Source organism: Mucilaginibacter gracilis, assembly GCF_003633615.1.
GTDB classification, from domain to species: Bacteria; Bacteroidota; Bacteroidia; order Sphingobacteriales; family Sphingobacteriaceae; genus Mucilaginibacter; species Mucilaginibacter gracilis.
Genome location: NZ_RBKU01000001.1, coordinates 5,881,071 through 5,896,237 on the forward strand (window position 1 = coordinate 5,881,071; position 15,167 = coordinate 5,896,237).

Annotated in this window: 11 protein-coding genes; all 11 read left to right on the forward strand. The window is 40.7% G+C overall.

Annotated features, from left to right (window positions below; translation table 11 throughout):
- Positions 1-12 precede the first annotated feature (12 nt).
- The 11 genes from BDD43_RS26170 (at position 13) to BDD43_RS26215 (ending at position 14,918) form a co-directional block, all read left to right on the forward strand.
- Entirely contained in the window at positions 13-348 is a 336-nt protein-coding gene (locus BDD43_RS26170; protein ID WP_121201186.1) for an L-rhamnose mutarotase, read from the forward strand.
- Between the two features lie 9 nt (positions 349-357).
- Positions 358-1,380 (forward strand): zinc-binding alcohol dehydrogenase family protein, encoded by a 1,023-nt coding sequence (locus BDD43_RS26175; RefSeq protein WP_121201187.1) that lies wholly within the window; start codon positions 358-360, stop codon positions 1,378-1,380.
- 122 nt (positions 1,381-1,502) lie between these two features.
- Positions 1,503-3,404, forward strand: coding sequence for a family 43 glycosylhydrolase (locus BDD43_RS26180; RefSeq protein ID WP_121201188.1), 1,902 nt, complete (start codon positions 1,503-1,505; stop codon positions 3,402-3,404).
- 39 nt (positions 3,405-3,443) lie between these two features.
- Positions 3,444-3,605 carry a hypothetical protein gene (locus BDD43_RS30275; RefSeq protein WP_162847171.1) on the forward strand — a complete coding sequence of 54 codons (162 nt, stop codon included), beginning with the start codon at positions 3,444-3,446 and terminating at the stop codon, positions 3,603-3,605.
- A 668-nt stretch (positions 3,606-4,273) separates the two neighbouring features.
- On the forward strand, positions 4,274-5,155 hold the full coding sequence (locus BDD43_RS26190; protein ID WP_121196630.1) for an IS982 family transposase: 882 nt from the start codon (positions 4,274-4,276) through the stop codon (positions 5,153-5,155).
- A gap of 219 nt (positions 5,156-5,374) precedes the next feature.
- Positions 5,375-5,641, forward strand: a complete 267-nt coding sequence (locus BDD43_RS26195) for a carboxypeptidase-like regulatory domain-containing protein (RefSeq protein ID WP_162847172.1) — start codon at positions 5,375-5,377, stop codon at positions 5,639-5,641.
- A 14-nt stretch (positions 5,642-5,655) separates the two neighbouring features.
- On the forward strand, positions 5,656-8,496 hold the full coding sequence (locus tag BDD43_RS26200) for a SusC/RagA family TonB-linked outer membrane protein (RefSeq protein ID WP_246001799.1): 2,841 nt from the start codon (positions 5,656-5,658) through the stop codon (positions 8,494-8,496).
- Between the two features lie 10 nt (positions 8,497-8,506).
- Positions 8,507-10,039 (forward strand): RagB/SusD family nutrient uptake outer membrane protein, encoded by a 1,533-nt coding sequence (locus tag BDD43_RS26205; RefSeq protein ID WP_162847173.1) that lies wholly within the window; start codon positions 8,507-8,509, stop codon positions 10,037-10,039.
- Positions 10,040-10,226: 187 nt separating this feature from the next.
- Entirely contained in the window at positions 10,227-10,382 is a 156-nt protein-coding gene (locus tag BDD43_RS31145; protein WP_394339627.1) for a FecR domain-containing protein, read from the forward strand.
- Positions 10,383-10,548: 166 nt separating this feature from the next.
- Entirely contained in the window at positions 10,549-13,035 is a 2,487-nt protein-coding gene (locus BDD43_RS26210) for a glycoside hydrolase family 95 protein (protein WP_211339735.1), read from the forward strand.
- Between the two features lie 20 nt (positions 13,036-13,055).
- On the forward strand, positions 13,056-14,918 hold the full coding sequence (locus BDD43_RS26215) for a glycoside hydrolase family 97 protein (protein ID WP_121201193.1): 1,863 nt from the start codon (positions 13,056-13,058) through the stop codon (positions 14,916-14,918).
- Positions 14,919-15,167 lie beyond the last annotated feature (249 nt).

The following is a 15,167-nucleotide window of genomic DNA, read 5'->3' on the forward strand; positions in this document are numbered from 1 at the left end:
TTATAGTGTAATATGAAAAGATATTGCTTAGCATTAGATTTAAAGAACGACCCCCAGCTGATAGCGGAATATGAATACTGGCATAAAGCCGGAAATGGTTGGCCCGAGATAAAAAAAAGCATACTTGATGCAGGTATCATTGATATGCAGATTTATAGAACCGGTAACCGCCTGGTTATGATTATGGAGGTAGGCAATCAGTTTGATCCGATGGAAAAAGCGAAAGCAGATGCCAGCAACCCTAAAGTTGCAGAATGGGAATTATTAATGTCTAAATTTCAACAACCCCTGGCCTGGGCTGCCGATGGGGAAAAGTGGGTTTTAATGAACCAAATATTTCAACTTTAAATTAATCGTATGAAAATATTAGCATGTACAGAACCGGGCACTTTAGTTTACGGCGAAAAAGAAGCACCGATAGTACAGCCCGGCGAATCGCTTATCCAAATAAAACGCATTGGGATTTGTGGTACCGATTTACATGCTTTTGAAGGCACACAGCCCTTTTTTAGCTATCCCCGTATTTTAGGGCACGAGTTATCAGGTGAGTTGGTTGCCCCCAATGGTGCCGAAGGCTTTGAAAAAGGCGAGGCAGTTACCTTTATACCTTACTTTAATTGTGGCCATTGTATTGGCTGCCGCAGCGGCAAACCTAATTGCTGTACCAGTATTAAGGTTTGCGGCGTACATATAGATGGCGGTATGGTTGAATACCTGGCCGTACCCAGCTATTCACTGGTGCATGGCGAAGGTTTAAGCTATGATGAACTGGCGTTAGTTGAGCCATTGGCTATTGGCGCGCATGGTGTACGCAGGGCGGCCGTACAACCCGGCGAATATGTATTGGTAATAGGTGCCGGGCCAATTGGCCTGGGTACTATGGAATTTGCCCGCATAGCCGGCGGTAAAGTAATAGCGATGGATATGAATGAAGGGCGATTGGCCTTTTGCAAGGATAAGTTAAAGGTATATGATATTATTAACGTAACTGATGATGATGTAATGGCTAAGCTAAATGAAATTACCAATGGCGATATGCCCACCGTGGTAATTGATTGTACCGGCAGCCAACGCGCTATCAATAACGGGTTTCAATACATGGCGCATGGAGCCCGGTACGTATTGGTGGGCTTGCAAAAGGGCGATATCTGTTTCAGCCATCCCGAGTTTCATAAACGGGAAGCAACACTGATGAGTAGCCGTAACGCCACTCGTGCTGATTTTGAACACGTCATAGCGTCTATGAAAAAGGGGCTTGTAGACCCTGTAAACTACATCACTCACCGCGTACAATTTGATGAAGTAGCGAGTGCATTTAAAAGCTGGCTTGACCCGGCTACAGGTGTGATCAAAGCGATGGTAGAGCTGCCGAATGGCTAAACAAAAGCAATAATAAAGTAACAGTTCTGGAACTGCTTAATTATGATAAAACGGAACTAGATGCGCTTGATCATCCCATTCTTGATCAATTGTAGTAACTTACTCCTTCAATTCAACACACAATGAAAAAAAGCAAATACATCACGCGGCATTTTTACTTAACGGCGATGCTGTGTATCGGCCTGGTATTGAGTACCTCCGCACAAAAAAAAACTGCTTATCTCTTTACCTATTTCACCGGTAATGGCAAGTCGGAAGAAGCCATTCATTTTGCTGTTAGCTCCGATGGTTACCATTATCAGGCGCTGAATCATGACGCACCTGTACTGAATTCACGCACGATCAGTTCAACCGGCGGGGTGCGCGATCCTCATATCTTAAGGGGTGCAGATAATAAAACTTGTTTTATGGTGGCTACTGATATGCAGGTCGCCAAAAATGGTTGGGGTCCCAACACGGCTATGGTGTTGCTCCGGTCAACTGACCTCGTTAATTGGTCATCGGTTGTGGTTGATATACCCACCGTATTTAAAGAGTTTGCCGGTGTGAACAGGGTTTGGGCACCGCAAACTATTTATGATGAGAAAGAAAAGAAGTATATGCTATACTGGTCTATGAGGTTTGGCAATAATGCGGATATTATTTACTATGCTTATGCCAACAAATATTTTACCGGGCTGGAAAGCGAGCCCAGGCAGTTATTTTTCAGCCCTACCCAAAGTTCTTGTATCGATGCTGATATTATTTTAAAGGATGGAAAGTATAATCTATTCTTCAAAACCGAGGGTTTAGGTAACGGCATCAAAAAAGCTGTTTCAACGCAGCTTACCCGGGGTTATATCCAGCAGGAGAAATATTTGCAGCAAACCAGCGAGCCAGTGGAAGGGTCAGGTGTATTTAAACTGAACGAGGGCACCGACTATATACTGATGTATGATCTTTATACCAAGGGGCGTTACCAGTTCACCCGCAGCAGCGACCTGGAAAATTTCAAGGTCATCGATCAGGAGGTTACCATGGATTTTCACCCCAGGCACGGCACCGTGCTGCCAATTACTGCAAAAGAATTAGGCCGGTTAAAAGCTAAATGGGGCGGAACGGATGACCATAATCCCGTTTTGAAGGGTGAATATGCCGACCCTGAGATATTATATTCACAAAAGACGGGTAAGTATTATATCTATCCTACCAGCGATGGCTTTACGGGCTGGAGTGGTACCTACTTTAAAACCTTTTCGTCTACTGACCTGATCAACTGGAAAGACGAGGGCGTGATCCTTGATCTGCCCCGGGACGTTAGCTGGGCAAAACGAAATGCCTGGGCACCAACCATAGCTGAGAAAAAGAAAGATGGCCTATTTACCTACTATTATTACTTCTGCGCAGCCCAGCAGATCGGCGTGGCTACTGCAAATGACCCTGCCGGGCCTTTTAAAGACAGCGGCAAACCGCTGATCACTAAACGGCCGCCCGGCGTGAAGGGTGGCCAGCAAATAGACCCTGACGTTTTTACTGATCCAAAAACTGGTGAAAGTTATTTATTTTGGGGAAATGGTTACCTGGCCGGCGCAAAACTGAATCAGGATATGATCTCCGTCGACACAAATTCGATCAAGGTGTTAACACCAAACCAAACTTTCCGGGAGGGGACGGAAGTTTTTTACCGGAAGGGTAAATACTATTTTATGTGGTCGGACGATGATACCCGCAGTGAAAATTATAAGGTTAGGTATGGCATTGCTGATGCACCGCTGGGGCCTATTACTGTTCCGGAGAACAATTTGGTACTGGCCAAAGATCCTGATAATGCCATTTATGGAACGGGGCATAATGCCGTACTGCAAATCCCAGGTAAAGATGAATGGTATATCGTTTATCACAGGTTTAACCGCCCAAAAGGTATCACCATGGGCGATGCAGCAGGTTATCACCGGGAGGTATGTATCGATAAGCTGGAATTCAACCCGGATGGGAGCATTAAACAGGTGACGCCGACTGTAAGGGGAATAAAGGGACTTAAATAACCCAAGATATTTTACCCTAAGCCGGTTTAGTAATACGATATGAAAGTTAAAGTAACCTTACCGATTGGGTTGATGATGGTTTTGTTTTTGGGCGGCGCAACGGCACAGATAACGGTGGTTAAAACATATGTGGTTAAGTTAGATATGCAGGCTACCGCCCACACGTTTTTGTATACCTATGGAACAACCGCGGAAACATAAATTTGGAAGAAAACCTTGCTGCCTACCTGCATACAGTGGTAAGGAATAAGTTGCTCAATAATTCCAGGCAAAAGGATGCTATGATAGGCATCTTTATCAAGCGGATGTACAAACCAGCTTTGGAAGTATTCGATAATATCGTAAGAAAAACAACCGAAATTATCAGACCCGGTAGGTTAATTCCGCGAAAACCTCGAACCAAAAAGCAATATCACATGAATTACAAAAAACTATAGCTTAACTAAACGACATTGAATTAAAATTAATAAATCCAAACATCAGAAAATTAGGTAAATATTTATTATGAACATATCACAAATGTCTGATTTGTATAAAAAAAAGTCTATTTAAGTAATATTTTAAACAAGCTCCAAAAGTTACATTTGTGTACCAATTCAGCAAACCAAAGCCTACTTGTTCCGCTTTTATTATTGATCATAAATAACAAACCTTGCGAGTTTATAAGTTAAGGTATGAGCAGGCGATTACGCTAAAAAAGTTGCTGTTTCTCTGGACGGGATGAGAAGATTAAAGTTCAGAGGGTATTGTTACTAACTAACCAATTATTGTTAAACCTAAAATATTACTTACCCGTAGTGCATTATAAAGAAAGTTGTTCATTTCGCCAATAAATGGTATATTGTATTGACTGACAATCAATTACAAACATGAACAACTTGATTCAAAATTACACTTTTATTTTAGAAGAGTTTAGGAAACTGTCAATAAAAGAGGACTTTTATTACAAACCAGTAAGGCCAAGACTGTCTGATTTAGAGTTAATTACGTTAAATTTGACCGCTGAATATTGTGGAATAGATTCTGAATATCAGTTATTTAGAAACCTGAAAGGTACCCCGCTTGATATCTTGATCGAACGAAGTGTTTACAATAAGAGAAAAAGAAAATTGTTCCCGCACATAAATGAGGTGAGAAAAAAGCTTGTTCAGAAACTGAACGCTGTCCAGGACTGTTTCATTGTCGATTCAATGCCTTTAGAGGTATGTAAAAATGCCCGTGCAGCAAGAAGTAAAATCTGCAAAGAACAGGAATACGCTTTTCCAAACCATGGTTTTTGTGCTGCGCAAAGTTCGAGGTATTATGGATACAAACTGCATGCAGTTTGTTCAGTAGATGGTGTTTTTGAGAACTTTGACCTAAGCCCTGCTTCCGTACATGACATACATTACCTGAAAGATATACAACAACAAATGACTGATTGCGTGCTACTTGGAGACAAAGGCTATTTGTCCGCAGAGGTACAGGTCAATCTTTTTGAATCTGTAAACATTAGATTGGAAACCCCGATGAGAAACAATCAAAAGAAATTCAAACCGTATCCATACCTATTCAAAAAATCAAGGAAAAGGATTGAAACGCTATTTTCGCAACTGTGCGATCAGTTTATGATCAGAAGAAATTATGCCAAAACTTTTGAGGGGTTTAAGACAAGGACGTTAAGTAAAATAACTGCCCTGACCACCATTCAATACCTCAACAAATTTATCTTTAAAAGGAACATGAATCACATTAAAATAAATTTAGTCTGATAATGCACTACGGGTATTACTTATGAAAAGATAAGAACACAAAAAAATCTTTAAAGATCGAGAACGTGGTTCCAACACGCTCTTAACCATCCCTCTCCAGGTATCTATGCCACCTTTTAAATAAGGTGAAAGGGGGATTATTGTCTCATTTTTTAACCAAATAAAACATCTCAATATATGAGTTTTAATTTAAAAAAAATCATTTCCTGGCGTAAAATCATGAAAAGAGCATGTAGCCAGTTAATGCTCCTTGTTTTCTTTACCAGCATTGCGTTATCCAGTAATGCATCTGGCATGTCGGTAATAGTTACTGGTAAAGTTACCGATGAAAACGGGCAGGGGTTGCCCGGCGTAGTAGTGAAACTAAAAGGAACCAGTACCGTAACCACTACCAATGTGCAAGGCACTTTTTCTATTACTACCCCCGATAATACCGGCACGCTTGTATTACTTATACCGGCTACGGTAGCCAGGAGTATCCTTTAAACGGAAAAACAACCGTGAATATTCAGTTGAAGCCCGAAAGTAAAAGCCTCAACGAGGTGGTGGTAGTAGGTTACGGAACCCAAAAGAAAGTTGATCTTACCGGTTCTGTCTCCACAGTTAGCGGGGCAGTTCTTAATCAAAGATCAACGCCAAACGCTGCTAACCTTTTATCCGGAACAATAGCCGGGCTGGATGCAGTAGAAGCAACAGGACAACCAGGTAAAGACGCACCTAATCTTCAGATCCGCGGAATGGGTTCATTCGGGGCAGGTAGCTCGCCTCTTATATTAGTAGATGGAGTAATTGTAACCAGCTTAAATTCCATTGCCGGAAACGATATAGAATCGGTAAGCGTATTGAAAGACGCTGCCTCGGCCTCTATTTATGGCAACAGGGCAGCCAATGGTGTAATTTTAATTACTACCAAGCGTGGAAAGCCTGGAACTACCGCCATCAATTACAATACTGATCTTTCTATAAACCAAGCCATTGGCCTGCCAGATTTGGTATGGAATTCGGTCGAGTACATGAGTATGTATAATCAAGGAAGGGCACATAACGGCACTAATAGTACACCTGTTTATACCCAAGCCCAAATAGATAGCTATAAAAATGCTCCGGCTAACAGCACCCAGTATCCCAATTATAATTATATCGATAATTACATTAAAAACGCGTTTTCACAAAACCATCACGTTAGTGTAAGCGGGGGTAGTGAAAATACTACATTTAATATAGCAGCCGGCTATTTACAGCAGAATGGAACTGTTAAAGGCACCAACTCTAAACGCTATAACTTATTAGTAAGCCTGGATTCAAAGGTTAATAAAACCTTTAAAGTAGGTGGAACTGTATCACTAAACAAACAGGATATTACCGAACCTGTTTTAGGTAATGATCAACTGATACTTTTAATTTACGGAGCAGGCCCAACATATGCACCATATTTAACAGATGGCAGCGGCAGGATTGCCAAAACCGATTATTCCAATAACAACGCCGGCCATAATCGCAGCATTGAATACGTTTTAAACAGCGGCGGCAGGGTAACCAATAATTATGAGGTAAGAGCTCAAACTTATCTGGAGGCAACTATAGCTAAAGGCTTTACCTGGATGGTAAAAGGTGCCTATAATTATAATGATCAGTTTCTGGATGTTAACCAATACGCGGTAAATCAATACGGTTTTCAACCAGATGCTAGTGGCAATTATACCGTATTAGATAACGGTAGCCCAACCAGCTTAGGCGTTTTTAATGGGGATACGCGCCAATTGTATGCAAATGCGTACTCCACCTTAAATTATAAAACCACCATAGCAACTAATCATCATTTAAATGTTTTGGGTGGAGTTAGCGTTGAGTCTTATACCCAACAATATTTATCCGGCCAAAGAACCTCATTTCCCAATAACCAGTTAACGCAGCTTAATGCAGGTTCGGTAACAGGTCAGAGTCTTAGTGGCGACCAATATCAGTATGCACTGGAATCATTCTTCGGACAAATTAACTATGATTATAAAGGAAAATATCTACTTCAGTTAGATGGCCGTAACGACGGCACCTCCAGAATTTCTCCATCCAAACGTTGGGGTTTCTTTCCGGCGGCCTCTATTGGCTGGCGCTTATCAGAAGAGAACTTCATGAAGCCCCTAACCTGGGTTGATAATTTAAAGATACGTGCCTCTTATGGCAGATTGGGTAACCAGAATATTGGTTATTACCCATATCAGGCGTTATTGAATGTAACCCAATACTCTTTTACCAGCACAGGACCTATTCAGGGGGTTAATCAGCAAAACCTAAACAATACCGATATTCAGTGGGAAAAAACGGACAATACGGACATTGGTTTTGATTTGAGTATCAAACAAGGACTTTTTACCGCTACCGCCGATTATTATAATAAAAAAACATCGGGCATTCTGTTTAAACCAAACGTATTGGCAGCTGTAGGATTAACTGCACCGGTTACAAATGCAGGAACTGTACAGAACAGGGGTTTTGAACTTGATCTGGGCCACGCTAATCATATCGGAAATGACTTCAGATATTCGGCTAACTTTATATTTTCACTTAACCGGAACGAGGTTCTATATCTGGCTAATGGAACACAGGATCAAGGTATGTATATCAATAAAGTTGGGTTACCCTATGGCTCATTTTATATGTTAAAGTGGACGGGTATCTACAATTCGCAAGATGAGATCAATAATTCGCCCAAGGAGGCTTTCGCCAGTCCAAAACCGGGCGATTTGAAATTTGAAGATGCTAACGGCGATAATAAAATAGATGCTAATGACAGGCAAATTACCAAAGGGGCTTTTCCTGATTACACTTATTCTTTCAGGGTTAATTTCAGTTATAAAAACTGGGACCTCAGTACTTTCTGGCAAGGGGTACAAGGAGTATACCACTATGTACAAGGCTGGGGGATGGATCCGTTTAGGCAAGGAGGAGCTCCGCCAACATTCTTCAGAAATGCCTGGACACCTGAAAATCATTCTCAAACTGTGCCTGCTATATTCGATTACAACGGCAATTCGGGCTATGCACCAAATACAAGTCAAAATTCAACCTATTATTTAAAAGATGCCTCCTATCTAAGGCTAAAAAATGTGCGCTTAACTTATCATTTAATGCCCGATCTGGCTAAAAGGTTATTGTTGAAAAATGCACTCGTATTTATCTCCGCCGATAACCTTTTCACTTTCACCAAGTTTCCGGGTGATCCCGAACGGTTTCAGACAGGACCGGTTAGCCAGTCTGGGACGGATGCATACGGAGCCACAAGCAATTATGCTGCCTATCCTCAGATACGCATGTTTACCGCGGGTTTAAATGTTACATTTTAATAAAAACATCATGAAAAAAATATATAAACATCCAGTAATGTCATTTCTTTTGGCTTCGATGGTTGTTCTATCGTCTTGTAGCAAGGAATTTTTAGACAAACAACCCCAAGACCAGATATCAACTGCTATTTTTTATAAAACAGCGAGCGACGCCCAACAAGGTTTAACAGGAGTTTATGCCTCCTTAAAAAAAGGATTTAACGGCGCAGGCAAAGTTTATCAGGATTGCCTGGCCGACAACGCTTATGCAAACTTTAATAATTATGATGCTAACAACATACAACTAGGCAACTATTCTACCACAAGTAGTGCAATAAATACCGTATGGAACGCCAATTATGCTGGTATAGCACAGTGCAATCTTTACATAGCCAACGTTACGCCTATAGCAATGGACGCGGCAACCAAAAATCAATACTTTGCTGAGGTGCGCTTTTTACGCGCGTTCTTCTATTCTAATCTGGTTAATCGCTTTGGTGATGTGATTTTGTATGACAAAGCCGCAACCCTCGACCAAGCCACTGCTCCTGTAGCCAAAACTCCAAAAGCGCAGGTATTAACTTTTATAAACAACGATTTGGACTTTGCTATAGCTAACCTTCCTGACGCTGCTTTTAACGGACACGTAGTAAAAGGTTCGGCTCTTGCGCTGAAAGCTAAAGTGGCGCTCTTTAATCAAGATTGGACCAATGCGGTTTCATTAACTAACCAGGTTATTAACGGCGGGAAATTTAGCCTGTATGCCGATTACACTGGTTTGTTTTTCAGAAAAAACCAGGACAATAACCCCGAGATTATATTCTCTACCAACTATAAGGCGCCTAATGACCAGCAGGAAACTAGTGGTTTGGATATTGAAATTGGCTGGTGGATGGCGATAGACCCTTTCCAGGAGATGGTAGATAGTTATGAAACTGCTGATGGAAAACTGATAACCGACCCTACTTCAGGGTATACAAGAGCTAAACAATATGTTAACCGTGATCCTCGCCTAAAGGCAAGCCTAAGAGGGGTCGATCAAACGTGGTTCAATCCAGATGGTACCCTGGTTACGCATGACGGTAATACTTCTAAAACTGGTTATCAAATGGTGAAATATATCGATTCGACATTATTTCCGATGGGCTATAGCCATACAAATGACCGTGACGAAAATATTATCCACATTCGTTATGCGGATGTTCTATTGATGTATGCAGAGGCCAAAAATGAGTTATCGGGGCCCGATGCTTCAATCTACACCGCATTAAATCAAATCAGGACAAGGGTACATATGCCTAACGTAGATCAGTCTTTATATGGAAGCCAATCTACACTAAGAGACTTTATCCGCCATGAACGAAGGATTGAGCTGGCATTTGAAGGAAATCGATATGACGATTTAATAAGATGGCGGACTGCCGAACAGGTAATGACAAAAGTAAAGCTTCCGGGGAATAGCCCTCCTCCTATCAATTTCGATCCATCCAAAAATTATCTGTTCCCGCTTCCGCAAAATGATTTAACAATTGATCCATTATTAAAGCAGAACCCGGGATATTAACTAAAAATCTATAAAATGAGCATTACAGGTTAAATAAAATGAAAAGCTTTGATAAAGTAAATAGGAAAACACCTGGAAATATAGCGCATTTTTCGGATGTTTAATTAAACCATAACCACGGCCTCACTTATTTTAAAAATGTAAGTGAGGCCGTTTTACTAAAAGTATAAAAAGGCAAAAAACAGCCTTGTTTTTAAATCAATTTAAAAACGAAGAATTAAAAACGTTGGGGTTTACAGCTGTTTTTAAAAGAGAAACTTTAGGTAGAGCCTTAAAGGCGATGCGTTTAACGGAAGATTTCAATTACGAAAAACGAGATTCAGTTATTTGCATTTTAAAATGATAGGCCTACGGTAAAAAGCACTTTAATAAAAAGACAAATCGTTAAAAATGTAGGTGTAATTGGCACTTCAACCTGCTATTGTTCACCTTTAAAAAATTAAATATATGACCTTAAAAACTATAGTAGGACCATCAATTTAATAATTAATTATTGTTAATAATAAAACATGAGATATATTTTAAATACAATAGTTTTAAAAAGATTATTTACGTTCCTGTTTATATTGATGCCATTTTTCGGTTTTGGCCAAAACAAACTTAAGCTTTGGTATAAAAAACCTGCCAAAGTGTGGACCGAAGCATTACCCGTTGGAAATGGGCGTTTAGGTGCAATGATTTTTGGTGGTGTTAAACAGGAGCTTATACAGTTAAATGAAAGTACACTATGGACAGGCGGACCAGTATTAAAAAACGTAAACCCGAATGCTTATGCAAATTTATTATTAGCAAGAGAAGCTTTGTTTAAAAACGAGGATTATGCGAAGGCTTCTGAGTACGCAAAAAAAATGCAGGGTTACTACACAGAATCTTATTTGCCATTAGGCGACCTTAAAATAAGTCAGGATTTTAAAGATACGTCATCATCAAACTATTATCGAGACCTCGATATAAAAAACGCTATTGCTACCACCAGATTTACGGTTGCTGGCACTGAGTATACCAGACAGATGATTAGCTCCGCTCCTGACCAAGTGATGGTGATTCATTTTACAGCTAGTAAGCCTGGTCAGTTGAATTTCAAATTAAGTACGGCCTGCTTACTAAAACACCAAAATGAAGTAATTTCAAACAGCGAAATTGCGATAAAAGGAAAAGCACCAGCTCATATTCAGCCAAATTACATTCGCACCAAAACTCCAATTACTTGGGACGACAGTACCGGCAGGCGTGGAATGCGGTTTGAATTATTGCTTAAAGCAGTAAATAATGGCGGAACAATTAGCAGCGATACAAGCGGAATTAGTGTAAAAAATGCAACAGAAGTAACAGTATATCTTTCGGCAGCTACAAGTTTCAATGGATTTGACAAAAGCCCGGTTACTCAAGGAAAAGACGAAATTAAATTGGCTTCGGGATATTTAGAAAAGGCTTTATTGAAAGACTGGTCAAAAATTTTATCGAGGCATTATATTGATTACCACCATTACTTTAACCGGGTAAACTTCAGTTTGAAAACACCTGCAGTTAATACGAATGCAAAGTTGCCTACTGAAGAACGTTTGGCAGCATATAGTGTTACTTCCCCGGACCCTGAGTTAGAGACATTATATTTTCAATATAGCAGATATTTATTGATTTCGAGTTCTCGTCCCGGAGGAGTTCCTGCAAATTTACAAGGCATTTGGAATAAAGAAATGAGACCGCCCTGGAGTTCTAACTACACTACTAATATAAACGTGCAAATGAATTACTGGCCAGCAGAGGTAGCTAATTTATCAGAAATGCACCTTCCATTTATTGATTATATAAAGAACGCTTCGGTAACCGGTAAGGAAACCGCAACTAATTTTTATCATACCCGAGGATGGGCGGTTCATCATAACAGCGATATTTGGGCTATTTCAAATCCCGTGGGCGACCTCGGCGGCGGAACGCCAACCTGGGCAAACTGGTCTATGGGTTCACCATGGTTATCGCAACATCTTTGGTGGCACTATCAGTTTACAAAAGATAAAAGGTACCTCGCGAAAACAGCTTATCCGATAATGAAAAGCGCCGCTCAGTTTTGTATGGACTGGTTAGTTCCTTATAATGGCCATTTAGTAACCGCCCCATCCGTATCTCCTGAAAATGTTTTTATAGATGACAAAGGGGAAAAAAATAGCGTTTCTATTGCTACAACAATGGACATGGCTATTATTTGGGATTTATTTACCGGCGTTATTGACGCTTCTAATGAGTTGGAAACGGATAAAAGTTTCAGGGATTCTATAATTTTATACAGAAAAAAACTATACCCATTACATATTGGAAAGAAAGGGAATTTACAGGAGTGGTATAAAGATTGGGAGGATGAGGACCCACATCATCGTCATGTATCACATCTTTTTACGGTGTTCCCAGGGCACGAAATATCGCCTATTGAAACTCCTGAATTAGCTACTGCGGCTAAAAAAAGTTTAGAGTTAAGAGGAGATGCTGGTACCGGGTGGAGTTTAGCTTGGAAAATTAACTTTTGGGCAAGGTTGCTGGATGGTAATCATGCTTACAAAATGATTCATGATATTTTAAAATTAACTGGCACAAGTGGAACTAATTTTAGCAATGGTGGCGGCTCTTATGCTAACCTGTTTGATGCACATCCTCCGTTTCAAATTGATGGAAACTTTGGTGCCCTATCGGGCATGTGCGAAATGTTGCTTCAAACCCAATCAAACGAATTAAACCTACTACCTGCAATCCCTGATGAATGGAGCGAAGGGCAAGTATCCGGATTAAGGGGACGAGGAGATTTTGAAGTATCAATGAACTGGAAAAGAAAAAAAATAGTTACTGCTTCTATTTACTCCGGGTCAGGTGGTTTATGCCGGTTAAGAACAACAGCTCCTATTTCAATTACTGGAATAAATGCTAAAACGGTTAAAACAAAATATGGTTATGTAACCAGTTTTGCAACCAAAAAAGGAATGAAATATAATATAGTAGGATCTTAAAATTTTCAAATAAATAATTGATGAAATATCTAAATTTTTTCGCGTTCCTTTTACTGTTAACTTCTGCTAAATACTCCTATTGTCAAAAGCAATCAGTTGTATTTAGCAGCCCCAACAAACGGTTAATGCTAACTGTAAATACTGCCGACAAAAAATTGGCTTACTCGGTTAAGTTGGGTAATACTACTATCATTAAATCATCAGCATTAGGTTTGGTGGTTGATAGTACCAACCTGGGCGATAATGCGCGTATAACAGGCGCCGCAGTTTTAAGCAAGATTAATGAAGATTATGCTATTATTGGTAACCACACAGTAGCACATAACCGTGCTAATGAGGCCGAGATACCTGTAACTGCGTGGGGTAAAAAATTCAGCCTGATAGTTAGGGTTTATGATGATGGTGTGGCTATACGTTATACCCTTCCGGCTAACGCAAAACGTATTGATAGCGAGCATACTGCCTGGACCTTACCAGATAACATTGCTAAAATTGCCTGGGCCGATTACTCGCAAAGCTATGAGGGGCTAAATTATGTAACCCCTCTTGATAAAGTTACCGAAGGAAAAACCATTATGGGGCCAATTACTTTCCAAACCAATGGTTACTACGTATCAATATCAGAAGCTGATTGCGAGAATTTTCCGGATATGGCATTTATGCGTACCGGCAATGTGCTGAGCGTAAATTATCCTTTCGCTAAAAAAGGCTGGGAAATAAAACCTGCTACTGCTGTTTTAAAAGGCACTTATAAAGGCAAACCAGTTTCGCCATGGCGCACTACTTTGGTAGCTGGCTCATTGAACCAATTGGTAAATTCAGATCTGATAACCAACCTATGTCCGCCGCCTGCAAAGGGTTCAGATTTTTCATGGGTTAAACCGGGCCGTAGTTTATGGCAATGGTGGAGCGTTGGCGAGCCAAAGCTTGACGATCAGAAAAAATGGTATGATGCAGCCGCTAAATTAAAATGGGAGTATTACCTGGTTGATGATGGTTGGCGCAACTGGAAACAGGACGGTAAGGACCAATGGCAACTGTTAAAAGAAGTGATAGATTATGGCAAAACAGTAGGTGTAAAATCAATTGTTTGGGTTGATTCAAAGGAGTTTAGGAAAGCGCCCGAGCGCCGGGCTTATCTTCAAAAAGTTAAGGCTTTGGGGGCTGATGGTATTAAAATAGATTTTATACCCGATGCCACTGCCGAAATTATGCAATGGTATGCTGAAACCCAAAAGGAATGTGCCGACCTGCATTTACTACTTAACTTTCATGGCAGCGTAAAACCTACCGGCTTGCGGCGCACTTTCCCTAATGATATTACTCGCGAAGCGATACGAGGCAACGAGTACCACATGACCCGCTACAGCCGCGTTATGCCGCCACAGCATGATGTAACTGTGCCGTTTACTCGTTTATTGACTGGTCCGGCAGATTTTACGTCGGTAATATTAAATCCTAAGGAATTAACCAGCACCAAATTTACCTGGCCGCATGAGTTTGCACAAACTATTGTGTACCTGTCGCCGATAACCCATTTTGCCGATCAGTACCAGTTTTATTTGGATAGCCCCCTTTTCGATCTGTTCCAGCAGATACCTACCACCTGGGACGAAACCCGCGTGTTAAGCTGCACCAGCCTGGGCGATATAGCCGCTTTTGCCCGCCGCAAAGGCAATACCTGGTGGATTGGCGTAATGAACGGCGCCACCGAACAGGAAGTAAAAATACCGCTTAACTTTTTAACCAAACCAACCAAAGCCAGCTTAGTTTATGATGGAGAAACCAATACCAGCGTTGACCGGAAAGAACAGGTTGTAAGTAATAAGGATGTATTGACCATCAAGCTACGCCCGAGTGGTGGGTTTGTGGCGAAGATGTAATCTTGATTGATATTTTATAAATCACGATCGTTTAGTTAAGAGTCGGGGCCCCATCGGGGCAAAAGGTCGGTAGCAAAACGAATTAAATAAAAATTTGTGCCGTAGGTACAACACCTGTTTAGGTGGCATAGCTACGGCATGCAATGTGCAATTATTACTTAACTACCGACCTTTTGCACCGATGGCGCATTTTTAAATTGCTTAACTAAACGACATTGTTTTATAAATACTAAATATTGGTGATGCGTT

Coding starts and splice junctions, on each gene's coding strand:
- BDD43_RS26170 (WP_121201186.1), top strand. CDS start 13: ATGAAAAGATATTGCTTAGCATTAGATTTAAAGAACGACCCCCAGCTG.
- BDD43_RS26175 (WP_121201187.1), top strand. CDS start 358: ATGAAAATATTAGCATGTACAGAACCGGGCACTTTAGTTTACGGCGAA.
- BDD43_RS26180 (WP_121201188.1), top strand. CDS start 1,503: ATGAAAAAAAGCAAATACATCACGCGGCATTTTTACTTAACGGCGATG.
- BDD43_RS30275 (WP_162847171.1), top strand. CDS start 3,444: ATGAAAGTTAAAGTAACCTTACCGATTGGGTTGATGATGGTTTTGTTT.
- BDD43_RS26190 (WP_121196630.1), top strand. CDS start 4,274: ATGAACAACTTGATTCAAAATTACACTTTTATTTTAGAAGAGTTTAGG.
- BDD43_RS26195 (WP_162847172.1), top strand. CDS start 5,375: ATGAAAAGAGCATGTAGCCAGTTAATGCTCCTTGTTTTCTTTACCAGC.
- BDD43_RS26205 (WP_162847173.1), top strand. CDS start 8,507: ATGAAAAAAATATATAAACATCCAGTAATGTCATTTCTTTTGGCTTCG.
- BDD43_RS26210 (WP_211339735.1), top strand. CDS start 10,549: ATGAGATATATTTTAAATACAATAGTTTTAAAAAGATTATTTACGTTC.
- BDD43_RS26215 (WP_121201193.1), top strand. CDS start 13,056: ATGAAATATCTAAATTTTTTCGCGTTCCTTTTACTGTTAACTTCTGCT.